Genomic DNA, 23021 nt, shown 5'->3' on the forward strand with positions numbered 1-23021 from the left:
GAGGGTGAGAACACCGTCTGCAACGGCGCGATCGATATGGGTCACTGGAGCGCCTCCCGCGCCGCCGAAAGGCTCTCGCCGCCTTGCAGAATCTCACGCTTCAAACCGCTGGTCTCGGTCAAAAGACTGTCGGCCATGAAGACGGCCAAGGCGAGCCGAGCGCTGCCGGCCTCATCCGCAAGGGCGGCTTTGGCGAGATAGACGTTGCCCGCCGTCAGGGCGAAGAGGCGCTGGTAGGGCGTCGCGACAGCCAGGGCATCGCCCATTCGCCCTTCGTTCAGCCACTGGAGAAGCTGGTCGGTCGTCTCCATTAGATCGTCTAGCGCCTCGTTCAATCGCCGCGCGAGCGCACCGAAACCGGTCTCGTTGCGCTCGCTCGCGCGGTCCGCCACTCCACGCAGCTCGGCGAGATAGGCACGAACCGATTGCGAGCCGGACTGCGGAAGCTTGCGAGTCACCAAATCAATGGCTTGGATGCCGTTGGTGCCCTCGTAGATCGGCGCGATGCGCGCATCACGCAGGAGACGCGCCGCGCCGGTCTCTTCGACGTAACCCATGCCGCCATGGATCTGGACGCCGAGCGACGCGACATCCACGCCGACATCCGTCGGGAACGACTTGGCGAGAGGCGTCAGCAGATTGGCGCGCTCACGCCAGAAGCGCGCCTCTTCTTCGGTTTGCGCATGCCGTTCACGATCGATCGCGTGACCGCAGCAATAGGCAATGGCGCGAGCAGAGGTGACGAGTGCCTTCATGCGCAGAAGCATCCGCGCGACGTCGGGATGCTCGATAATGGGTACCATGTCGCGCGAAGCCGGCTCGGCCCGGTCTTTGGCCAGAAGATTGGCCCGTCCCTGCCGCCGTTCGCGAGCATAGGCCAGCGCCTTGCCATAGGCGGCTTCCGCCACGCCGAGGCCCTGGATGCCGACCATGAGACGCGCCGAGTTCATCATCGTGAACATACACGCAAGGCCGCGATTCTCCTCGCCCACCAGCCAGCCGACCGCGCCGGCCTCTCCGCTTTCGCCGCGTCCATCCCCGAAGATCATCGTGCAGGTCGGAGAGGCATGGATGCCGAGCTTGTGCTCGATCGCATGGCAGAAGGCGTCGTTCCGAGGCCCTGGGTTCCCAGCTTCGTCGGGCAGGAACTTGGGCACCAGGAACAGCGAAATGCCCTTCACCCCCTCCGGCGCATCCGGTAAGCGGGCCAGCACCAGATGGACGATGTTCTCCGTCAGATCGTGCTCGCCATAGGTGATGTAGATCTTCTGGCCGAAGATGCGGTATGTGCCGTCCCCTTGCCGCTCGGCCCGCGTGCGCAACGTGGAAAGGTCGGAGCCCGCCTGCGGCTCGGTGAGGTTCATCGTGCCCATCCATTCGCCGGACACGAGTTTGGGCAAATACAAGGATTTCAGATGGTCAGAGCCATGCGCTTCCAGCGCCTCGACCGCGCCCATCGTCAGCGTCGGGCCGATGCCGAAGGCCATGGACGCGCCGTTCCACAATTCCGCGATGGCGACGGAGAGTGAAACGGGCAGGTTCTGCCCGCCATGCTCGGCGGGCGCGGCTAAGCCGTTCCAACCGGCCTCCCGCCAAGCCTTGTAGAGGGCAGCCCAGCCCTTCGGCATAGTGACTCGGCCGTCCGAGAATCGCGCGCCCTCCTTATCTCCCCCTGCGGCGAGCGGCGCGATTTCATCACTCGCAAATCGCCCTGCTTCCGCAAGGATGGCCGTCAGCAGGTCGTCCGACAGGTCGCCGGCCCTGCCTTCGGCCATGTCGCGATCCAAGCCGACCACATGGCGAAGCGTGAACTCGATCTCCTCGATCGGCGGCTGATAGGTCATGGGCTCCTCCCGAGCGCGGCAGTCAGGACGCTGGCTATCCAGGCCCTCTTTCAACTCGAACGTAAACGTCAAAACAAAAGGTTGGAAGAACCAAATGTCTGTTCCATTTCCCGCTGCGTGGCAGCGTAGGAGTGGAGCGAATGCGGCTGGTCCGGTTCGGCGCGAGAGGTGTCGAGAAGCCAGGGGCTTTGGATGGCGAGGGTCGCATCCGTGATCTCTCCACGCTCGTGGAGGATTGGCGGGACAGTTTCATCGACCCCGCGCATCTGGAAAAGCTGGCGGCAACGGACTTGACCGCGTTGCCGGAAGCCCCGGCGGATGTCCGGCTCGGCCCGCCCGTCAGCGAGGTCCGCAAGATCATCGGCGTCGGGCCGAACTATCACGAAAGCGCTCGGCTCGCCGGCTTCAAGGTCAATCCCGAGCCGACGCTCTTCATGAAGGCGGCGACAGCCGTCAGCGGCCCGAACGACCCGATCGAAATTCCGCGCCTTTCGACCCGCACCGACTGGGGCGTGGAACTGGCCGTCGTGATCGGCCGCACGGCGAAATATGTCAGCGTCGAAGCGGCGATGCAGCATGTGGCCGGTTTCACCCTTTCCAACGACCTGACCGAGCGCAACTTCCAACTCCAGCGCGGCGGCCAATGGTTCAAGGGCAAGTCGCACGATACGTTCGCGCCGATCGGCCCGTGGCTCGTCACGCCCGACGAATTGCCTGAGTATCACGACCTCCATCTCTGGCTGGACGTGAACGGCGAACGGATGCAGGAGGGCGAGACCAACCGAATGATCTTCAAGGTGCCCTACCTGATCTCCTATATCTCGCGCTTTCTGCGTCTGGAGCCTGGCGACGTCATCATGACGGGAACGCCCGCCGGCGTCGGCCTGTCGCACGACCCGCCCCGCTTTCTCGCGCCGGGCGATCGTATAGTGTTGGGCTGCGACGGCCTGGGTCATCAGGATTACGTCTGTATTCAGGGCTGATGGATATCCGGCACCGCCCCGACTCGATAGGCCGGGGCGGCACCTAATTGCTAGCGCAGGTTCTCCCAGCCTATGTCGGGTCGGAAGCGCTCGCCATGCCGCGCCTCAAGGTCACGAAGCCGGGCGACGATTTCGTTGACGCCGCGCTGGCGAGCATAGCGCAGCGGACCGCCGCGGAAGGGCGCGAAACCCGTTCCAAATACCATGGCTCCGTCCGCGATCTCCTCGCTATCCACCACGCCCTCCCGCAGGCAGGCGACCAGCGTGTTCAGCATCGGCAGGATCAGGCGGTCGGTGAGATCGGCATTGGCCTTCGATCCGTCCGGCAGCGCTTCGAGCGCGATCTTCTTCGGCCTGCCGGTCTCGTCATACTCATAAAGCCCGCGCCCGCTCTTGCGGCCGAGACGACCGTCCTGAACCATGTCCTTGATCCAAGTCGGAGTTTCGGGCAGCGGCATGGCGATGCGCTCGCGCAGCGTCTCGGCGACTTCGACGGCGATGTCGAGGCCGACCTGATCGGCGAGTTCCACCGGTCCCATCGGCATCCCGAAGGCTTCGGCGGCCGCGTCGATCCGTTCCTTCGGAACGCCCTCGTCCACGAGCTTGAGCGCCTCGGCCATATAGGGCGTCAGCGCGCGGTTCACGAGGAAGCCGGCGGTCGGCTGAACCGGCGCGGGGAGACGCGACAGCTCGACAACGAAATTGATCGCGCGCCGCAAAGTCTCGTCCGACGCGGCATCATGGCGGACGATTTCCACCAATTGCATCCGCGACACCGGATTGAAGAAATGAATACCGACAAAGCGCGAGGGATCGACCAAAGCCGAAGCGAGATCGGGCAGCGGCAGGGCGGAGGTGTTGCTGGCGAGAATCGCGCCCGGCTTCATGCAGCTTTCGGCATCCTGCAGAATGCGTCGCTTCAGATCCAGATTCTCGGGCGCCGCCTCGATCACGAGATCGGCGGAAGCGAGTCCCGCGCCGTCAGGGTCCGGCATCAGACGATCCAGCGCATCGCGAACCTTCAATGGGTCCTTGAGCACCGCTTCCAGCATTTTCGAAGCCGCCTTCATGGCGCGGCCGATGGGCTCCAGCGCGATGTCCTGAAGGGAGACGAGGAAGCCTTCCTTCGCGGCCCAAGCGGCGATGTCGCCCCCCATGGCGCCGGCCCCGATCACATGAACGCGCTGGATGTCGCTCTTGCCCGAGCGAAGCCCGCGCATGGTCTCGCGCAAGAAAAACGCGCGCACGAGGCTCTGCGCCGTCGGGCTCTCGACAAGGGCTGCAAAGCTTTCAAGCTCGGCGTCGCGCATCCGCTCTGGCTGACCGCCATGGCGCTCCCAGAGATCGATCAGTTGGAACGGCGCGGGATAGGTCTCGGGGCTCGCCTTCTCCCGCGCTTTGGCACGCATCTGCCGGGCGGCGAAACTGCGCGCGGGCTTGAGAGCGAAGGCCTTGGAGCGAAGCCGCGCATCGGGGCGCACCAGATCACCGAAGATCGCGGCATGGGCGGCGTTCGCGATATGGCGCTCTTCCACGACGGCATCCACGAGGCCGATCGACTTAGCCTTGCGCGCCGGAATGGACTTTCCCTTCAGCATGAGGCCCATGGCTGCCAGCGGATCGGCCAGTTGAATCGAGCGGAACGTCCCGCCGAGCCCGGGATGCAGGCCCAGCATGATCTCGGGGAAGCCGAGCGACGTGTCCGGAACGGCAATGCGCATTCGGCAGGCCAGCGCGAGTTCGAGCCCGCCGCCGAGACAATGGCCATGGAGAATGGCGACACTCACGCAGGGCAAGGCCGCCAGCCGGTCGAGGACACGGTGCCCCTCCTCCAGCATGGTGCGAACATCGGCTTGAGACGCGCCGACGAAACCGTTGATGTCGGCCCCCGCCGCAAAGCCCGCCGGCTTGGCGGAGCGCAGAACCAGTCCGCGCGGGCGATCCGCCTCCAGCGCCGCCAGATGGACGTCGAGTTCTTCGAGAACGCTCCGGTCAATCGTGTTGACGGACTTGCCCGGCTTGTCGAGCACCAGCCAGACGATATTCTCATCGTCGCGTGCCATGCGCCAATTGCCATCAGGCTCGGCGTTCCGCGCGACTGAGAGTTCCAGTTCGCGGTCTTTCAGTGCGGTCAGCATCAGATCCATGATCGGCTCCCTCCGGTCAGGTGCGGGTCTTGGCCGGTCAGGCCGCTTCGAGCAGCATGGCGCCGCCCAGGCCGCCGCCCACGCATTGCGAGGCCAGCCCAAGCTTTGCGCCGCGCCGGCGCATGGCGCGCGCCAGATGCAGCGTGATTCGATTGCCGCTCGTGCCGACGGGATGCCCAAGCGCGATGGCCCCGCCGTCGACATTGAGCTTGTCGCGCGCGATCGCGCCGACAGGCCCATCGAAGCCCAGCGCCGTCCGGCTGACCTCGCCATCCTCGAAAGCGCGAAGACAGCCCAGAACCTGCGCCGCGAAGGCTTCGTTGATCTCGAAGAGATCGATCTCGCCCAAGGTGAGACTGCGCTTTTTCAGAAGCGCCGCCATGGAGACGGCGGGACCGAGGCCCATGATCGAGGGATCTAGCCCGGACCAGTGCGCGTCCACAATGCGCGCAAGAGGGATCAATCCGTGCTCGCGAACCGCCTCTTCCGAGGCGAGAAGCGTCCAGCTCGCGCCGTCCGTGATCTGCGAGCTGTTGCCCGCCGTGACCTTGCCATAGGGCCGCTCGAAGACCGGCTTTAGATTTCCCAGCGCTTTGGCCGTGGAATCCACGCGCACACCGTCGTCATGGTCGTAGACGCGGCCATCCCTTGCAAAGGCGGGGACGAGTTCATCCTTCAACAGACCTTCGCTCTGCGCCCGCGCCAAGCGACGGTGGCTTTCAGCGGCGTATTCATCCGCCTCGCGCCGGGTCACACCGAAGAGATGTCCGACCTTTTCGGCCGTCTGGCCCATATTGAGAGACGTGATCGGATCGGTCAGCCCACGCTCCAGCCCGATGACGGGCTTCAGGAAATCCGGTCGGAGGCCGCCCAGCACCTGAAGCTTGGTGCCCGTCGAACGCGCGGCGTTCAAACGCGCGAACCAATCCACCGCGCCGCGCCGGAGCACGAGTGGCGAATGGCTGAGGGCTTCCGCGCCCCCCGCGAGCGCGATCTGCGAGCGCCCCGATTCGATCGCGCGGAACGCCTCGTCGATCGACAACATGCCCGAGCCGCAATTGATTTGAACCGTATAGGCCGGCACCGCTTCGGGAAGGCCGAGACGCAACGCCGCGACCCGCGCCGGGTTCATTTCCTCCGCGACGACATTGACGCAGCCGAGCACCACGAGATCGATCAGAGCCGGGTCGAACCGCTGCCGCATCAGGAGAGGCCGTCCGCATTGGACAGCCAGATCGACGGGCGTGAAAGGTCCCGGCTTGCCGCGCGCCTTGATGAAAGGCGTGCGCGCGCCATCGACGAGATAAACCGCTCGCGTCATTCGGCGGCCTCCGCGCGCAACTCGTCGGCTTGCGCCTCGGGCGGCTTGCGGTGCTGGCTCGCGATCGGAGACACATCCTCCATCGTAAAAGCATCCACCGCGACGACGCGCGCGACGGCCTTGTCCCGCTCCTGGAACAGCGCCCATTCCTCGTCCGACAAGAGCCCGGCTTCGCGCGCGGCCGCTCCGTCGCGGATCTTGGCCTCGCGCAGGCGCTTGTCGATCGGTGCGGCCTCGATCACCAGTCGGAACGCCCGCTCCAGGACGGAGACGGGATGATCGGGCTGCCCTTCGCCCAGATACAGATCGGGGCAGATGCGATCGCGCTGCGACGACGGCCGCATGAGAATGTCGGCGACTTCACGCACCAGCTCGTCGGCCGGCGGGCGCAGCGGGACGCCGAGCGGGAAGGACAGGAGCCTCGCCGCCACCGCCGCCCAGCGGCTCGGCAGGTTGACGAAGACGCCGCTAAAGGCGAGCCCCATGCGGTTGTAGCCGCGCTGCATGAGATATTCGACGATCGGGCGATCGGCTTCCGGGCGGCCATCCGTTTCGAAACGCTTGAGCGTTGCGCCGAGCAGATAAAGCTCCGACAAGATATCGCCGAGCCGCGCCGAGATCATCTCGCGCCGCTTGAGTGCGCCGCCAAGGGTCAGCAAGGCGAAGTCGGCCAGCATCGAGAAGGCCGCGCTGTAGCGCGACAGCTGCCGCCAATGGCTGAGGAAGGCCGAACCGCGCGGCGCGGGCGCGGCGAGCCCCCCGGTCCAGCCGAACAGCGCCGTGCGCGCGGCATTGGCCAGCGAGTGCCCCACATGGCCCCAGAAGGCGCGGTCGAACTCCTCCAGCCCTTTTTCCCGATCGGGATTGGAAAGCGCGCGCATCTCCGACAGCATGAAGGGATGAGCGCGAATGGCGCCCTGCCCGAAGATCATCAGATTGCGCGTGAGAATATTCGCGCCTTCGACGGTGATGCCGATCGGGACCGACTTGTGCTGTCCACCCAGCATGTTGGACGGGCCGTCGATGATGCCCTTGCCGCCATGGACATCCATCGCCTTCTCGACCGAGCGGCGCATCAGTTCGGTGGCGTTGTATTTCATGATCGCGGATATGACGGAGGGGCGATGTCCTTCATCGAGCGCCGCGACCGTCAGCCGGCGCGCCGCGTCGATCTGGTAGGCATTGGCGGCGAGTTCCGCCAATGGCTCCTGAATGCCCTCGAAAAGGCCGATCGGCACGTTGAACTGCGAGCGAACGCGGGCATAGGCGCCGGTCAGCCGCGCGGTCATCGCTGCGGCCGCCGCCGCCTGCGAGGGAAGCGAAATGCTGCGACCGGCGGCCAGCGCCGTCATCAGCATGGTCCAGCCCTCGCCGATCCGTTCCGGCCCGCCCAGAACCCAGTCCAGCGGAATGAAGACGTCGCGGCCCGAAATCGGTCCGTTCTGGAAGAAGGTGAACTGGGGAATGTGCCGGTCGCCATGGCGCACGCCGGGCGTCGAGGTCGGCAGCAGCGCGACCGTGATGCCGAGACTCTCGCCACGACCCAGATGATTCTCGGGATCGAAGAGTTTGAAGGCGAGGCCCATCACGGTCGCGACCGGGGCCAGCGTGATATAGCGCTTGTCGAAGTTCAGCTTGATGCCGAGCACCCGCTGGCCCTCATGCTCGCCATAGGTGACGAGGCCGTGATCCTTCATCGCGGCCGCGTCCGAACCCGCATCCGCCGAGGTCAGGCCAAAGCACGGAATCTCGCGTCCGTCGGCCAGACGCGGCAGCCAGTGGTCGCGCTGCGCCTGCGTGCCGAAATGGAGCATCAACTCGCCGGGTCCGAGCGAATTGGGAACCATGACCGTGACGCCCGCCGCCACGCTGGCGGAGGACACTTTGCGCACCACTTCCGAATGCGCCGTGTTGGAGAAGCCCAAGCCGCCATATTGCTTGGGGATGACCATGCCGAAGAACTTGCGGGATTTGAGAAAATCCCAGACCTCCGGCGAAAGATCACGATCCTTCCAGGTGATCTGCCAATCGTCCAGCATGGAGCAAAGCTCCACCACCGGACCGTCCATGAAGGCCTGCTCTTCGTCCGACAGACGCGCGGGCGCCATGGCCAGGAGCTTGTCCCATTCCGGCGCGCCGCTGAAAAGCTCGCCGTCCCACCAGACGGTGCCCGCGCCGATCGCCTTTTCCTCGGTCTCGGAAATGGCCGGCAGGGCCGTCTTGGCCCAACGGAAAATCGGCCGGGTCAAACGGTCCTTGCGGAACGACATAAGCTTCCTCCCTCGCCTGAAGCACTCCGCCTCACCATGGCTGCATCTTACGTAATCGTCAAACAGACGATCACCAAGCCTCCGTGACGAAAACGGCCATCAAGCCTTTGTCAGTGTCGCGCGCGATGCGCGATGTCGCGGCGACAGAAGCCTTCGCCCCATTCAACGCGATCCACCAGAGCGTAGGCCTTTTCAACGGCCTGAGCCACATCCGCCGCGCGCGCCGTCACGTTGAGGACGCGACCGCCATTGGCGACCAACTCGCCATGGATCAGGCTGGTTCCCGCATGGAAGATCATTTCCCCCGCGCCGACATCCGGCAGCGCACGGATCGGCGTGTTCTTCTCGTAAGCGCCGGGATAGCCCTTGGAGGCCAGGACCACCGTCACCGCCGGATCACTCGACCAGTCGAGCGACACGCCGTCGAGCGAGCCCGTCGCCGCCGCATAAAGCACCGGCAGAAGGTCGCTTTCCAGACGCATCATCAGAACCTGACACTCCGGATCGCCGAAGCGCACATTGTATTCGATGAGCTTCGGGCCGTCTTTCGTCAGCATCAGCCCGGCATAGAGAACGCCCCGGAAGGGCGCGCCCTGCGCGCGCATTCCCGCCAGCGTCGGGCGCACGATCTCGGCCATGGCGCGTTCGGTCATCTCGGGCGTCATGAGATAGGAGGGCGAATAAGCGCCCATGCCGCCGGTGTTCGGTCCCTTGTCGCCGTCATAAGCGCGCTTGTGATCTTCGGCGGTTCCAAACAGAATCGCCCGCTCACCATCGCAGAGGCAGAAGAGCGAGGCTTCCGGCCCTTCCATGCACTCCTCGACCACGACCTCGATCCCCGCGCCGGCCAGAGCGCCAGCGAAGCAATCGTCGATCGCGGCCAGAGCCTCTTCGATCGTCGCCGCCACCGTCACGCCCTTGCCGGCGGCGAGACCGTCGGCCTTCACGACGATCGGAGCGCCTTCGCGCTGGATGTAATCCTTCGCGGCATCGGCCTCGGTGAAACGCTGGTAGCGCGCGGTGGGGATATTTTGGAGTGTGCAGAGATCCTTGGTGAAGCCCTTCGACCCTTCCAGACGCGCGGCGGCCGCGCTCGGGCCGAAGACCGGGATCGACGCTTGCCTCAGGGCATCGGCAAAGCCGGCAACGAGAGGCACTTCGGGGCCGACGACCACGAAGCCGATGCCTTTCTCGCGGCAGAAAGCGATCACGGCATCATGATCGGCGGGGTCGAGCGCGACGCATTCGGCGACAGCGGCGATCCCCGGATTGCCGGGCGCGGCGAAGAGCTTGCCGAGATCCGGCGAGCGGGCCAGTTTCCAGGCCAACGCGTGCTCGCGACCACCCGAACCGATCAGAAGAACATCCATGGTCATTCTCGCCTCCGCAGGGCCCTATCGTGCCGGCGGCCCAGGCCGCGTTCTCGAGGGCTCGATTACGGGGCTGGGATAGGCAGGGTCAAGCCTGACACGCAGGCCCAAAGGGCTTGACGACGGGCGCGCTGCGGGGCTTCTCCGCTCTATGCAAAGACCCGACGCATCACCCAACGGTTCGGCAGACCGCGTTTCGGACGCACCGTCCGACAATTTCGTCTACCGCGTCCTTCCCCGCGCGCTCTGGCCCTATGCGCAGCTGGCGCGCTGGGACCGGCCGATCGGCTGGCAATTGCTGCTGTGGCCCTGTCTTTGGTCGGCGGCGCTGGCACCGCAATGGGCCGCGCCTTCGGCCGTTCATACGGGCCTGCCGGACCTGCGCCATCTCGCGCTGTTCCTGATCGGGGCGATCGCCATGCGCGGTGCGGGCTGCACCTATAATGATCTGGTGGATCGCGACATCGATATGAAAGTCGCGCGGACTCGCTCCCGCCCGCTCCCTTCGGGCCGCGTGACGAGCCGTCAGGCCAAGCTTTTCTTGGTCGCGCAGGCCTTGATCGGTTTGCTGGTGCTGATCCAGTTCAACACGTTCGCGATCGGCTTGGGCATCGCCTCGCTTCTGATCGTCGCGACCTACCCGTTCCTGAAGCGGGTCACGGACTGGCCTCAGCTCGGCCTCGGGCTGTGCTTTTCATGGGGCGCGCTAATGGGCTGGGCCGCCTTCTGGGGCACACTCGGGCTGGCGCCGATTCTCCTTTATGTGGGCTCGGTCTTCTGGACGATCGGCTACGACACGATCTACGCGCACCAAGACCGCGAGGACGATGCGCTGGTCGGCGTACGCTCCACCGCGCGGCTGTTCGGGCACCACACCAAACGAGCCCTCACCCTTCTCTACGGCGGAACGATCCTCTGCTTCACGCTCGCCTTCATCGCGACGGGAACAGACGCGTCCGGGCCGGCTTGGCCAGCCTATGCCGCACTGGCGATGGGCGCGGTTCACATGGCTTGGCAGATACAGCGCCTCGATATCGACGATGTCGATCAGTGCCTGCGCTTGTTCAAATCGAACGGACTGTTCGGGTGGATCATCTTCCTCGGGCTGGTCTTTTCCAGCCTCTGGGTCCTGTCCTTCCCCAAACCCGTCTGACGCCTTCAGTTGCGGGCGATGATCTCTTCGCCTTCCAGCATCATGCGCATCCCGAGGCCGCCGGGCTTGCGACGTGCCAGGAAGCGCGGGCGGCGTCCGCGATGGCTGGAGCGGCGACGCGAAGCGGGTTCGCTCGTGCGCAGCTTGCCGAAGGTTTCCTCGAGAGCCGTCACACGGCCATCCGACTCGACCATCAGCATGGGCAGGTCGAACAGTTCCGACCAGCTGCGCCAGTCGGCGGCCACGTCGAACAGATCGCAGGCCACCAGGAGCGGAACCGACAGCTTCGGATTCTCATGGTGCATCTCGAGGGTAACGGTCACTTCGCCGTTGCTGTCTTCCATCGCGCGGGCGGCGATACCCTTGAAGGAGCGCGGCGCCAGAGCGATGGCGACCGGAATGCCTGACATCTCCAGCCGGCGATGGACCACCGCGCCCCGATGATCCACGCGGTAGGTGACGGTCTCCTCCCCGTCCTGCACTTCGAAAACTTGCTTGCGGTCGGCATGCGCGGGATCCACGCGGATCGGCATACGGGCCCACTCGGGCTTCAACGACGTCGGATTGGTAACCAGGCTCATGATCGCGCCTTCCGTCTCTCTGCCGGAAGCTCCCTATTGAGAGATACTTCCTGATTAGCCGATGTATCCCGGCTTTCGATGCTTGGAGACTATCCGACGCTTGTTTCGCCTCACCTAACAAATGCGGTTAAGTGTTCCTGACCTTCGCCAAGGTTTTCAAACCGTAACTTCAAATAAAACTTTAAAGGAGCTTGCCCGGGTTCATAATCCCGAAAGGATCGAAAAGCCCTTTGATACCGCGCATCAGCCCCAGTTCGACCGCGTCCTTGGTGCGCGCGAGTTCCTCGCGCTTGAGCTGGCCGATGCCGTGCTCAGCCGAGAAACTGCCGCCGAGTTCGGCCACGACGCCGTGCACCAGCGTGTTGATCTCGGTCCAACGAGCCAGGAAGGCTTCCTTGTCGGCGCCAACGGGCTGAGAGATGTTGTAATGGATATTGCCGTCGCCCAGATGGCCGAACGACACGATGCGCGCGCCCGGTATGGCCTCCAGCACCAGCGCGTTTGCACGATCCAGAAATTCGGGCACCAGAGCGACGGGCACGGACACGTCGTGCTTGATCGACCCGCCCTCCGGCTTCTGCGCCCAGCTCATTTCCTCGCGCATGCGCCAGAAGGACGCAGCCTCGGCGAGGGACTGTGCAATGGCGGCGTCTTCGATCTCGCCCGATTCGAAGGCGACCTCCAGGATGGACTCCAGCACCGCGCGCGCGTCCTCCCCCGATTGCGGCGAGGAAATCTCGATCAGCACATACCAGGCATGGGGCTCAGCCATGGGATCGCGCGCGCCCTGCGTATGGCGAACTGTGAACTCCAGACCGATTCGCGGCATGAGCTCGAAGGCCGTGAGACGCCCGCCAGCCAGCGACTCGGCCCTTGCCAGAAGGTTCAGCGCCTGTTGCGGGCTGGCGAGACCGACATAGGCGACCTCGCGGCCGGCGGGCTTGGGAAAGAGCTTGAGCACCGCGCCGGTGATGATTCCGAGCGTGCCTTCCGATCCGATCAGGAGATGTCGAAGATCGTAGCCGCGATTGTCCTTCTTGAGACGCCGCAGCCCGTGGAAGATCTCGCCCGAAGGGAGCACGGCCTCGACGCCAAGGCAGAGATCGCGCGTGTTCCCATAGGCCAAAACAGCGGTTCCCCCCGCATTCGACGCCAGATTGCCGCCGATCTGGCACGAGCCTTCGGACCCGAGGGACAAGGGGAAAAGGAAGCCCGCATCATCGGCTGCTTCCTGCGCCCGCTTCAGGACGACCCCGGCATCCACCGTCATCGTCCGGCCGAGGGGGTCAATCTCTCTGATACGGTCCATCCGCGACAGCGACAGAACGATCTCGGCGTCGGAACGCGGCACTTGCCCGCCGACCAGCCCGGTATTGCCGCCCTGCGGCACGACGGGCGTGCGCGTCTGTGAAGCCAGACGCAGGATGGCCGAGACTTCCTCCACCGTGGAGGGGCGAAGCACCAGGCGCGTCCGGCCTTTGAACTTGTCGCGTTCTTCCTGCACGAAGGGCGCGATGTCGCTGGCCTCTGTCAGGGCGCGCCCGGCCGGAAGCAAGGCGGCGAACTCGCTGAGAAGCGTGTCGGAAAGGGGCGAAGAATCGATCGTGTCCATGATCAGACGCTAGCCTCGATCAAGGTTAACGTCGATAGGTCAGCGCTCGGCGGCGGCCCTACGGAGCCGGTCGTTGATCGCCTCGCCCAACCCCTCGTCGGGGATCGGGGCGACGGCGATGGCCTCGATATCCGGCGCGTCGAAAGCCGAGAGCGCGGCGAACAGACGGCTCGCAGCCTCCTTCAAGTCACCCGTCTCGCTCAGGTTGAAGACGCCCCCTGCCCGCGTCAGTTCGTTCGGGCTACCAGGGCCGAAGCCGATCCAATATTCACCGGGCTCCGGCGCCGTCGCGTCGAGGCGCACGCGCCCGCTCGGAGCGTAGTGCGACAGGAGCTGGCCCGGCGCCGAAATGGCGTCGCCCTCCTCGCGGCGGCGAATGGGCAGACCCGCCTCCTCCTCGATGCGCTCGGCCGTCAGCGTTCCCGGCCGCAGGAGCAGGATGTGATCGTCCATCACGCGGATGATCGTGGATTCGAGCCCCTGTTCGCAGGCGCCACCATCGGCGACGAGGTCGATGCGGCCGTCCAAGGTCTTCAGGACATGCTCGGCGTTGGTCGGGCTGACGCAGCCGGAGCGGTTGGCGCTGGGGGCCGCGATCGGGCGACCCAGCGAATCGATGACCATGCGCAGCGGGCCTTGAGGCGCGCGAAGGGCCACCGTGTCGAGCCCGCCCATCACCAGCGGATGCAGACCGGACTCGGGCCGTACCGGTAGCACGAGGGTCAGCGGACCCGGCCAGAACCGTGTGGCAAGGCGACGCGAGACCGGATCGAACTCGGCATAGGTTTCGGCCATGGCGAGATCGAACACATGGCAGATCAAGGGATTGAAGCGAGGCCGACCCTTCGCCTCGAAGATCGAGGCCACGGCCACACCATTGGCAGCGTCCGCCGCCAGACCATAGACCGTTTCGGTCGGCACCGCCGCAAGGCCGCCTTCGCGGAGGCACAAGAGCACGGCCGCACCCGCGCCCTCGTCCCTCAGATCGATCCGTCTGGTCTGTCGCATGGCCCAACACCTATGACGTCGCGCGTCCCGCGCCAAGAAAACTCGCCGGGATTGGTAACAGGGCCGTGGAAGCGGCGCCATCGCAGGCCTGCCCGCCCCCTCAAACCCATCTGCGAGAAAAAGTAAAACCGCCTTTGCCGGATGCAAGGCGGTTGCGGGAATGACAAACAAGGACTGCAGGCGCGAAGCGCGAAAACTCGTCAGCGCGTCGTATCGAAGGCCTTGACGACGCGGCGATCGGCGAGCGTCAGAGACGCCAGCGACGTCCAGCTGTCGCGGCCGTCCTTCAGCTCCGCGCGTTTGTCGGGCCGCTGCGGCCCGATCATGGGAACCCGTTTCACCGTCACGGCGGCCTTCTCCAGAAGGGTCGCCAGATGGGACTTCAAATGATCAGGCAAGTCCGACCGCCGCTCCGGCGCGGGAGACGGCTCCGCCGTATCCTGAAGAATGTCCCGGACGGCCTGCATTTCCTCGCGCAGCTGCGTCACCGCATCGGCGATATTGCCCGGCTGCGTCGAAACGATCTCGGTTGCAGCTGGCCGATCGCCCGGGATGGGTGGATTCACTTTGCGACTGTCGGTCAAAGCCGAAAGCACCGGAGAAGCCGATTTACCCGCATGTTCCTGACGCGCGGTCTCGGTCAGTAGCGCCAGCGGATCGATCGTCGCCCGCCCACTCGGACCGAAGGCGGCGGCAAAGGTGCCCGGCACGGCGGCATTGTCGGTCTTGGCCGCCAGTTCCGTCTCATCGTCGGTGGCTACAGCCTGCTTCGTGCCCTGCGAGACTGAGGCGATCAGAGCACCCGGGTCCTCGCTCGGCGCAGGGTCCTGTCCGACCAGTCCGTCGAAGGGCCAAGCCTTCTGGAGTTCGGCGACGGTGAGCGGCGAAACGTTGACGTCGATATCGTTCTTGGCGCCCGCCACGCGATACGGACAGGACCGCGAGCCGCAATTGTGCATCGAGGAAAACTGCCAGAGCGCGTAATTGTCCCAGTTCCCGTTCGGGAACACGCCCGTGATGTCGTCGCGATAGCGCGCGTACCAGAGGGGCAGTCGCGACAGAAGCGGATATTGCGCCTTGTTGCGGGCGACGTAATCGGCGGTGTTGCCGTTCGTATAAAGAACGGGATAGCGGCCTAGCCTGATCTTGATCTGCTGCGCGAAGATTTCGGCGTCGGCCAGCGACATCCAGTCCGACGTGTTGTCCTCGATGTCGAGCGCGATCAAATCATCGGGCTCGGGCTGGGCGAAATCCACGAAATGATCGGCCTGCTCGCGCGGATTGCCGGGACGCCCGAGATGATAGGCTCCCCACTTCAGACCCAGCGTCTTCGCCATCTCGCGGCGGGTCATGTAGAGTTCCTGCGTGACGGAATATTTCCACCAGCGGTTCTTGCAGAGATTGAGCAGATCGCCCGACAGCTTGGAGCAAGACCATTCCGGCGGCAGACCATCGGAGGCCTTGCTGATGAACCCCGCGATGCGCTTGTCGCTGGTCATCTGCTTCCAGTTAATGGGATTGAACTCGTAGGCATCGATCACGAGCGCGCGCTCGCTATCTTTCCATGGTTTGTTCCAGTCGGCGCTGGCAGGCATCGCACCCAAAAAAATCGCGCCGAAAGCAATTGCAGTCACCAAGCGCAGGGCAGCCGCGTGAGCGGCGCTCAGGTCAGGCATTCGGGTTCGTCCCCTCGTCGTCACCCAGCAGGCCCGCAGGCCGGCATTGGGCGATACAATGTGCGCGAAACGACGCCGAGAATGCGTCGCTTGTCCCTCAAGTCCTGAAGGGGCGCGTCCCCTTCGCCAACCGGAACCGTTTTCCACAACCAATCGGGCGGGCCGAAGGCGGTGGAGATCACTCATCATGAGCGTTCGTCATAAAATGAGAAAACTAGGCTTTCTCATGACTTAGCGACCACCTGAAAAAGCGATCGGCTCAAGACCCAATCGCTTCCTCGTCAGGGATCGACCGCGGTTCCGAACAGGCAACCACATATGATCCTTGACGCCGTCGAAGCGATCATCGCTGCGATCCGGCGGTCGTCTCTTCGACGAACAGTTCGCTCGCCAGTCTTTAGAAAACGATTCCCGCCTTGCCCCAGCCTGACGCCACAGGAAAATTCAGGGATCAAGGCCCGGTCGGAGCGCCGACGCCGGTCAGAAGGTCACGGTCGGCATGGTGCCTGATCCAGCGCAGAACCGGACGCTCGAACGCGTAATGAAGGACGGTGGAGGCGGCGAGCGTTCCAAGGACAACGCCCAGCGGAAACCCGACGAGCCACGCGCTGGCATGGCGAATGCCGCCACGCTCCAGCGCGAAGAGAAGCGCTCGGATCACAAAGAAATGCGAGAGATAAACCGCATAGGACACGTTCCCCGCCCATTCGGCGACACTCGAGCGCGTTTCGCGGCGGCCCGACACGGCGGCCAGAACCATCAACGCGGCCGGGCATCCCCATTGGAGGAAGCGCCAGGTGAAGTCGATTTGCGGAAAGGCAAAGAACAGACCGAAGCCACAAAAACCCATGAGCCAGCGGGCCGGGTCCGGCATTCGAAATCCTCGCGACACGAGGAGATAGACAATGATGCCGAGCAGAAACTCCAGAACGATCGGGTCGCTCCAGAAGCGTAGCGCGAGGCTGGCGGGCGAAAACCAACGCCCGGCTGCCACGCCCAGCGCCAGAACCAGAAACACGCCGCCCAAGGCCCAACGCTGCCTGAGACCCACGAAAAGCGCGAAGACGGCGTAGAAGAGCATCTCGTAATTGAGGCTCCAGCCGATATCGAGGACTGGCAGCGGAACCCCGTCAGGATTGGCGGCGGGGAAGAACAAGAACGACGCGACGATCTGGGTCAGCGTCGTATCGGCCCAAACGGGCACGTGCATGACGTCCAGGAGCACGATCACCAGCGCCGTCATCAGCCAGTAGAGCGGCACGACGCGCGCCAGGCGGCGCAGGAGAAAGGTCTTCCAGGCGCCCACCTTGCCATGCAGGCTGCGCGAGGAATGGGCCATGACGAAGCCGGAGATGACGAAGAAGATGTCGACGCCGGCCACGAAGGGAAACGGGCTGAGCGGAAACTCGGCGAAGCTCAGCCCGTAGAAGCGCAGGTCTATCGCGATCTTGATATGGGCAATCACCACCATGATGGCGGCGATCGCCCGAAGCCACTGGATCTCGCCGATCCGGCGGCTATCGCTCCAGACCGCCAAGATCAGCCCGCGATCTTGGAGAAGTCCGCGACGCGCTGCGTCGCCGCGCGAATGCGAGCGAGCAAAGCCAAGCGGTTAGCCCGCACGGCTTCATCCTCTGCATTCACGAGAACCTTGTCGAAGAAGGCGTCGGCAGGGCCGCGAAGACGCGCCAGCGCGGCGGCCGCCTGCGCGTAATTCTCGCTCGAAAGCGCGGTGTCGAGTTCACCTTCCGCGCGGTCCACCGCGCCCACCAGCGCCCGCTCCTCGTCCTCCGTCAGAAGCGTGGGATCGACCGCTTGGGCAACGCGCGTTCCCTTCTTCTCTTCGGCGGCCAGGATATTGGCGGCGCGGCGGTAAGCCGCCAGAAGGTTGCGGCCATCTTCGGTTTCCAGAAGGCGGCCGAGCTCGGCGACGCGGCGCGAGATGTCAAGGAGATCGTCCTTCACCGCGCCGTCGGTTCCGCCCGCGAGCACGGCGTCCACCAGATCATGCCGCGCGCCGGAATCGCGAAGCTGGACCTTCAACCGGTCATGGAAGAAGGACAGAAGATCGCCGGACGTGATCAGCGTCCCCAGACGGGGCCGAAGCTCGTTTTCCAGAATGATGCGGATCACGCCGAGCGCCGCACGGCGCAGCGCGTATGGGTCCTTCGAGCCGGTCGGCTTTTCGTCGATGGCCCAGAAGCCGACCAGCGTATCGAGCTTGTCGGCCAGCGCGACGGCGATGGCGATGGCGTCCTTGGGAACGCGATCCCCAGGCCCCTGCGGCTTGTAATGATCCTCGACGGCGGCCTGAACCGATGTATGCTCGTTCTGAAGCCGGGCATATTTCCGGCCCATCAGGCCCTGAAGCTCGGGGAACTCGCCGACCGCTTCGGTCGTGAGATCCGCCTTGGCGAGGACGGCTGCGCGGCGCGCGAGCGTTGCATCCGCGCCGACCAGTGGTGCGATGACGGCCGCAAGGTCCGCGATCCGCGCAACACGCTGCCCCTGCGTGCCGAGCTTGGCATGAAAGGTCACGCCGAGCGCGTCGAGCTTGGCCATGCGCTGATCCAGCGGCTTGGCCAAGTTCAGCCCGAAACGGCTGGCGGACGCTTCGAGCGAAGCCAGATCGGGAAGCGCGCCCTGGTCCGTGTGCCAGAAATAGAGCGCGTCCGACAGGCGCGCGCGCACGACCTTGCCATTGCCGCGCGCAATCTCGGCGCCGCCGTCCACCGCCTCAATATTGGAAACGAGCAGGAAACGGTTCGCCAGACCCGCTTGGCCCCGACGCCGCGTGACGAAGCATTTTTGGTTGGTGCGGATCGTCAGCTGGATCATCTCGGGCGGGATGGCGAGAAAGGCCTCCTCGAACTCGCCCATCAGGACGACCGGCCATTCCACGAGGCCGGACACCTCTTCGAGCAGCCCCTCGTCCTCGACCAGTTCCAGCCCCTGCGCGAAGGCGAGGTTCTGCGCGTCGGTGCGGATGATGTCCTTCCGGCGCTCGGCGTCGAGCACGACCTTGGCGCGCTCGAGATTCTGGGCGTAGTCCTCGAAGCGGCGAACCTTGATCTCAGCGGGCGCATGGAAGCGATGGCCGACCGTACGGTCGCCCGAACGGATGCCGGACACTTCGAAATCCACCACGACGGTCTCGCCGACCTCGGGCCCGAAGACGCAGAGGATCGACTGGAGCGGGCGGACCCAGCGCAGCGAGCCCGGCTCGCGCGAGGCCGCGCCCCAGCGCATGGATTTCGGCCAGGGGAATTCGCGGATGATCGCCGGCATGATCTCGGCGATGATCTCTTCCGCCGCGCGGCCGGGCTTTACGATATGGGCGACGAAGAATTCGCCCTTCTTGCCGTCCGAATGCCGGTGCGCCTGATCGATCGAGGTGAGACCGGCCGAGCGCAGGAAGCCCTCGATCGCCTTCTCGTTGGCGTCGGTGCGCGGCCCCTTGCGCTCTTCGTGCACGTCCTTGGAGCGCGCGTCGAGGCCGCGAATGTCAAGCGTCAGGCGGCGTGGCGTCCAGTATTCGCGCGCGCCCTCGTAGGTGAGGCCCGCTTCCACCAGAGCATCCGTCACCGCCTTGCGAAGATCGCCCGCCGCCTTGCGCTGCATGCGTGCGGGGATTTCCTCGGAGCGGAGTTCAAGAAGAAGATCGGGCATGGTTCGCTTCGTGGCTGGATCGCGTTTGGCCGCGTCTCACCATGCCGATCTTCCGATTGCAAGCCGATAGCCGTTTCGAGCGGTCAAATCCGCCCGTTGAACGTGTCGCACTGGTTCATGTCGCCCGAGGTCGCACCCCGGCGGAACCATTCGACACGCTGGGCGGAGGTGCCGTGGGTGAAGCTATCGGGAACGACCGTGCCCTGTGAGCGGCGCTGCAACGTGTCGTCGCCGATCCGGCTGGCGGCGTTCAACGCTTCCTCGAGATCGCCCTTTTCGAGATAGCCGGCCTGCTGCGTGTCATGTGCCCAGATGCCGGCATAGCAATCGGCCTGAAGCTCGACGCGGACGGAGACGGCGTTGCTTTCGGCCTCCGACATGCGCTGGCGCATCTCGGTCGTGCGCTGAAGAATGCCGGTCATGTTCTGGACGTGATGGCCGACCTCGTGCGCGATCACATAGGCCTGCGCAAAGTCGCCGGACGCGCCGAGATCGCGATCGAGCTGACGGAAGAAGCTCGTGTCGAGATAAAGTTTCTGGTCGTTCGGGCAGTAGAAGGGGCCGGACGCTGAACTGGCATTGCCGCAGGCAGACGAGACGCGATCGGTGAACAACACCAATGTCGGGTCGCGGTACTGACGGCCCATGTCCTGAAAGCGGCGGTTCCAGACATCCTCGGTATCGCCGAGCACCACGGCGATGAAATTGTCGGTCTCGTCGGCCGTGCCATCGACGCCAGGTCCGCGCTGCGCGGTCTGCGTCTGGCTGGTGGATGTTCCGTCGTCCATGCCGATCACCGACATCGGATTGATGCCGAAGCCAATCCAGAGGATGCCAAGTATGATCAGCAGACCGATGCCACCGCCGCCAGCACGGATCGGAATGCGCATTCCGCCGCCCCCACCGCCAAATCCACCGCCGCTGCCGCGCTGGTCCTCGATATTGCTGCTTTCGCGTCGGCCTCGCCATTCCATGGTCGCTCTCCCCGTTCGTCCTTCGCGTTTTCGTGACGAGGGAGATAGGCGGCCCTTACGGATCGGGAATGGCTTACAATTCGAACCCCTCGCAACCCGAGTGGCGACCTACCATCTCTTGTTTGATCGGCGCCCTTCGCGCGCCCCTGGAGAACAAAGACGATGATCGCCACCGCTTATGCGTCTGGCTTCGAAACCGCAGCGGGAGAGCTGGACCTAACCCGTCGCCTTGCGCGGCTGAACGGGATCGCGCGGTTGATGGACACGGCACTCAGAGTTCCCGGCACCAATATCCGGTTCGGCGCGGACGCCCTGATCGGCTTGGTCCCGGGCATCGGCGACGCGGGCGGCGCGCTGATCGGTCTCTTCATCGTCAACGAGGCGCGCCGGCTGGGCCTGCCCAAGCGCAAGCTCGCGCGCATGGTGGCCAATCTCGGGCTGGACGCGGCGGTCGGTGCGGTGCCGCTCGCCGGCGACATGTTCGACGTCTACTTCAAGGCGCACAAGCGAAACATCCAGATCATTCTGGATCATTTCGATCTGGCGCGGCGCGACATCATGACGGACGTCACGCCGCAGCGCCATTGACGGACGTTCAGTCCGCCATGGTTTCAAGGCTCGCGAAGCCCTCGACGGCCCCGCCCTCCTCGAAGGGCCGGGCCACTTCCACGAACGTGTCGGGATAGAACCCGTTGAAGCGCGTGCGCAGCGAGAGAGAATAGGCCCCGATATGGCCGATTTCGATCCAGTCGCCCGTATCGACCGTTTCCGGCAGCCAGAAGGGTCGAGACAGAATGTCGACGGAATCGCAGGTCGCCCCGCAGACGCGAAACGCGCTGATCACCTTCGGATCGCCCTTGCGCGCGACCCGCGCGGGGTCGGGAATGAAGCGGGCCGGCAGCGTGATCTTGCCGGTCCAGGAATCCGACAACGACGCCCAGATCCCGTCATTGATATAAAGACGCCGCCCCTTGCGCAGAAGCACGCGCACGATCAGCGAAAAGGCGCGGGCGACAACGACGCGGCCGGGCTCGGCGACGAGCGGCATGTCGGCAAAGCCCCATTCGGAAATATCCGCGCGAAGGCGCGACATGATTTCGTCCATGCCCGGAATGTCGGGTTTCTTGCGGCGCGGATCATGGCCGTATTCCGCCGGGAAGCCACCGCCGACATCAAGCCCTGCCAGCGGCACGTCGGCGCGGTTGCGCACCCAGTCGGCGGAGGCGAGCGAGCGCTCGTAAGTGTCCGGGTCTTCGATCTGCGAGCCCACATGGAAGCAGAGGCCGACCTTGAAGCCGATGCGATGGCAGCGCTGAAGAAGCTCGACCGCATGGGCGGGCGCTGCGCCGAACTTCTTCGAAAGTTCGTACATCGCATGGCCCTTGGTCTGGAGCCGCACGAAAATGGTGAGCGTTGCGGGATCGAGATCCATGGCCCGCACGATGCGCAGGATCTTGGCGACCTCGTCCTCATGGTCGAGCGAAAGAGTTCGGATCCCGTAGGTTTCGAGCGCGAGGCGAATATCGGACTGGGCCTTGATCGGATGCATGTACAGCATCTCGGCATTCGGCGCGACGGCGCGCACCGCCGCGAACTCGCCGGGCGAGGCGACGTCGAACACCTTCACCCCAGCCTGTGCCAGCGTTTCCAGAACCATGGGCTCGCCATTGGTCTTCACCGCATAGGCGGTCTCGCCCGGAAACGCGTCCATGAAGGCGCGCGCGTCGGCACGCAGCACATCGGGACGGAAGCAGTAGACCGGAACGTCCGGGCGGAGCGAGAGGGCCGCATCGCGGGCCGTTTCGAACTTCTGCAACAAGGCACTCCTTTCAGGCCGAACCGCTGCGACAGATAGGGCGCGGCGAATCCAGCAAAAGCCATCTTGCTATCTGCACCGAAACGCATGGCAGGCTTGTGAACCATCTGCCACAAGAGCGCACAGTCGATACAGGACGAACGCATGGCCGGCTTTGCTCCCCAGTCCCTGACCGCTCTCATCGAACGGGTTGCGTCCGGCCGGTCCAGCCCGATGCGCGAGATCGATCGGGCTCTCGAGCGCATCGCATCTCTCGACCCGGAGCTTCGAAGTTTTGCCCGAGTGGCCGACCGCGCGTCCCTTTCCTCTTCGATACGGGACGGGCCGCTGGCGGGCGTATCGCTCGGCGTGAAAGACGTGTTCGACACGTTCGATCTGGACACCGACTACGGCTCCCCACTCTATGCCCGCCACCGACCGCGCGCGGACGCAGCGCTTGTCGCGCAGGCCCGTGCGCTGGGGGCAGCCATCATCGGCAAGACGGTGACGACCGAATTCGCCTATGCCAGCGATGTGCCGACGCTGAACCCACACAGTGCGGCGCACACGCCTGGCGCATCGTCGGCCGGATCGGCGGCGGCCGTGGCGGCGGGTCTC

General features: G+C 64.8%; 17 protein-coding genes. 4 read left to right on the plus strand and 13 right to left on the minus strand.

Annotated features, from left to right (window positions below; genetic code table 11):
* Positions 1–41: 41 nt before the first annotated feature.
* The gene (locus tag AUL36_RS14950) at positions 42–1844 is read right to left on the minus strand and encodes an acyl-CoA dehydrogenase (protein ID WP_062222026.1); all 1803 of its coding nucleotides are present in this window, start codon (positions 1842–1844) and stop codon (positions 42–44) included.
* Positions 1845–1984: 140 nt separating this feature from the next.
* Here AUL36_RS14950 and AUL36_RS14955 point away from each other — a divergent pair, with 140 nt between their 5' ends.
* The gene (locus AUL36_RS14955; protein WP_062222028.1) at positions 1985–2827 is read left to right on the plus strand and encodes a fumarylacetoacetate hydrolase family protein; all 843 of its coding nucleotides are present in this window, start codon (positions 1985–1987) and stop codon (positions 2825–2827) included.
* A gap of 50 nt (positions 2828–2877) precedes the next feature.
* Here the strand turns inward: AUL36_RS14955 and AUL36_RS14960 are convergent, their stop codons facing one another.
* From AUL36_RS14960 to purD, 4 genes are all read right to left on the minus strand, one after another.
* The gene (locus AUL36_RS14960) at positions 2878–4974 is read right to left on the minus strand and encodes a 3-hydroxyacyl-CoA dehydrogenase NAD-binding domain-containing protein (protein WP_062222030.1); all 2097 of its coding nucleotides are present in this window, start codon (positions 4972–4974) and stop codon (positions 2878–2880) included.
* A 37-nt stretch (positions 4975–5011) separates the two neighbouring features.
* The gene (locus AUL36_RS14965) at positions 5012–6295 is read right to left on the minus strand and encodes an acetyl-CoA C-acetyltransferase (protein ID WP_062222032.1); all 1284 of its coding nucleotides are present in this window, start codon (positions 6293–6295) and stop codon (positions 5012–5014) included.
* Entirely contained in the window at positions 6292–8565 is a 2274-nt protein-coding gene (locus AUL36_RS14970; RefSeq protein ID WP_062222033.1) for an acyl-CoA dehydrogenase, read from the minus strand. Before AUL36_RS14970 ends, AUL36_RS14965 begins: the two co-directional genes overlap by 4 nt.
* A 110-nt stretch (positions 8566–8675) precedes the next feature.
* Positions 8676–9935, minus strand: coding sequence for a phosphoribosylamine--glycine ligase (gene purD / locus AUL36_RS14975; RefSeq protein ID WP_062222035.1), 1260 nt, complete (start codon positions 9933–9935; stop codon positions 8676–8678).
* A gap of 151 nt (positions 9936–10086) precedes the next feature.
* On the opposite strand from purD, the gene ubiA reads away from it, so the two are divergent.
* A complete protein-coding gene (ubiA, locus tag AUL36_RS14980; RefSeq protein ID WP_058600508.1) occupies positions 10087–11088 on the plus strand; it encodes a 4-hydroxybenzoate octaprenyltransferase in 1002 nt (333 codons plus the stop codon).
* A gap of 5 nt (positions 11089–11093) precedes the next feature.
* Here ubiA and AUL36_RS14985 read toward each other — a convergent pair whose 3' ends face one another.
* The 7 genes from AUL36_RS14985 to ypfJ form a co-directional block, all read right to left on the minus strand.
* Positions 11094–11669 (minus strand): DUF6101 family protein, encoded by a 576-nt coding sequence (locus AUL36_RS14985; RefSeq protein WP_058600507.1) that lies wholly within the window; start codon positions 11667–11669, stop codon positions 11094–11096.
* Positions 11670–11850: 181 nt separating this feature from the next.
* A complete protein-coding gene (locus AUL36_RS14990) occupies positions 11851–13281 on the minus strand; it encodes an FAD-binding oxidoreductase (protein ID WP_062222036.1) in 1431 nt (476 codons plus the stop codon).
* A 39-nt stretch (positions 13282–13320) separates the two neighbouring features.
* Positions 13321–14289: an L-threonylcarbamoyladenylate synthase gene (locus tag AUL36_RS14995; protein WP_062222038.1), complete on the minus strand. Its 969-nt coding sequence runs from the start codon at positions 14287–14289 to the stop codon at positions 13321–13323.
* A 200-nt stretch (positions 14290–14489) separates the two neighbouring features.
* Positions 14490–15965 carry a glycoside hydrolase family 25 protein gene (locus tag AUL36_RS15000; protein WP_062222040.1) on the minus strand — a complete coding sequence of 492 codons (1476 nt, stop codon included), beginning with the start codon at positions 15963–15965 and terminating at the stop codon, positions 14490–14492.
* A gap of 451 nt (positions 15966–16416) precedes the next feature.
* Entirely contained in the window at positions 16417–17502 is a 1086-nt protein-coding gene (locus AUL36_RS15005) for an acyltransferase family protein (protein ID WP_062222042.1), read from the minus strand.
* A 2-nt stretch (positions 17503–17504) separates the two neighbouring features.
* Complete coding sequence (glyS, locus tag AUL36_RS15010; RefSeq protein WP_062222045.1) at positions 17505–19634, minus strand: glycine--tRNA ligase subunit beta; 2130 nt, start codon at positions 19632–19634, stop codon at positions 17505–17507.
* Positions 19635–19717: 83 nt separating this feature from the next.
* Entirely contained in the window at positions 19718–20608 is an 891-nt protein-coding gene (gene ypfJ, locus AUL36_RS15015; protein WP_062222046.1) for a KPN_02809 family neutral zinc metallopeptidase, read from the minus strand.
* 162 nt (positions 20609–20770) lie between these two features.
* Between ypfJ and AUL36_RS15020 the strand changes: the two genes are divergently transcribed.
* Positions 20771–21196 (plus strand): DUF4112 domain-containing protein, encoded by a 426-nt coding sequence (locus AUL36_RS15020; protein ID WP_062222047.1) that lies wholly within the window; start codon positions 20771–20773, stop codon positions 21194–21196.
* Between the two features lie 7 nt (positions 21197–21203).
* On the opposite strand, the gene AUL36_RS15025 is transcribed toward AUL36_RS15020, so the two are convergent.
* Positions 21204–22424, minus strand: coding sequence for an alanine racemase (locus AUL36_RS15025; protein ID WP_062222049.1), 1221 nt, complete (start codon positions 22422–22424; stop codon positions 21204–21206).
* A 144-nt stretch (positions 22425–22568) separates the two neighbouring features.
* Here AUL36_RS15025 and AUL36_RS15030 point away from each other — a divergent pair.
* On the plus strand, positions 22569–23021 hold a 453-nt coding region (locus AUL36_RS15030; protein ID WP_244497139.1), incomplete at its 3' end, for an amidase family protein.

Source organism: Aureimonas sp. D3 (genome assembly GCF_001463805.1).
Lineage (GTDB): Bacteria > Pseudomonadota > Alphaproteobacteria > Rhizobiales > Rhizobiaceae > Aureimonas > Aureimonas ureilytica_A.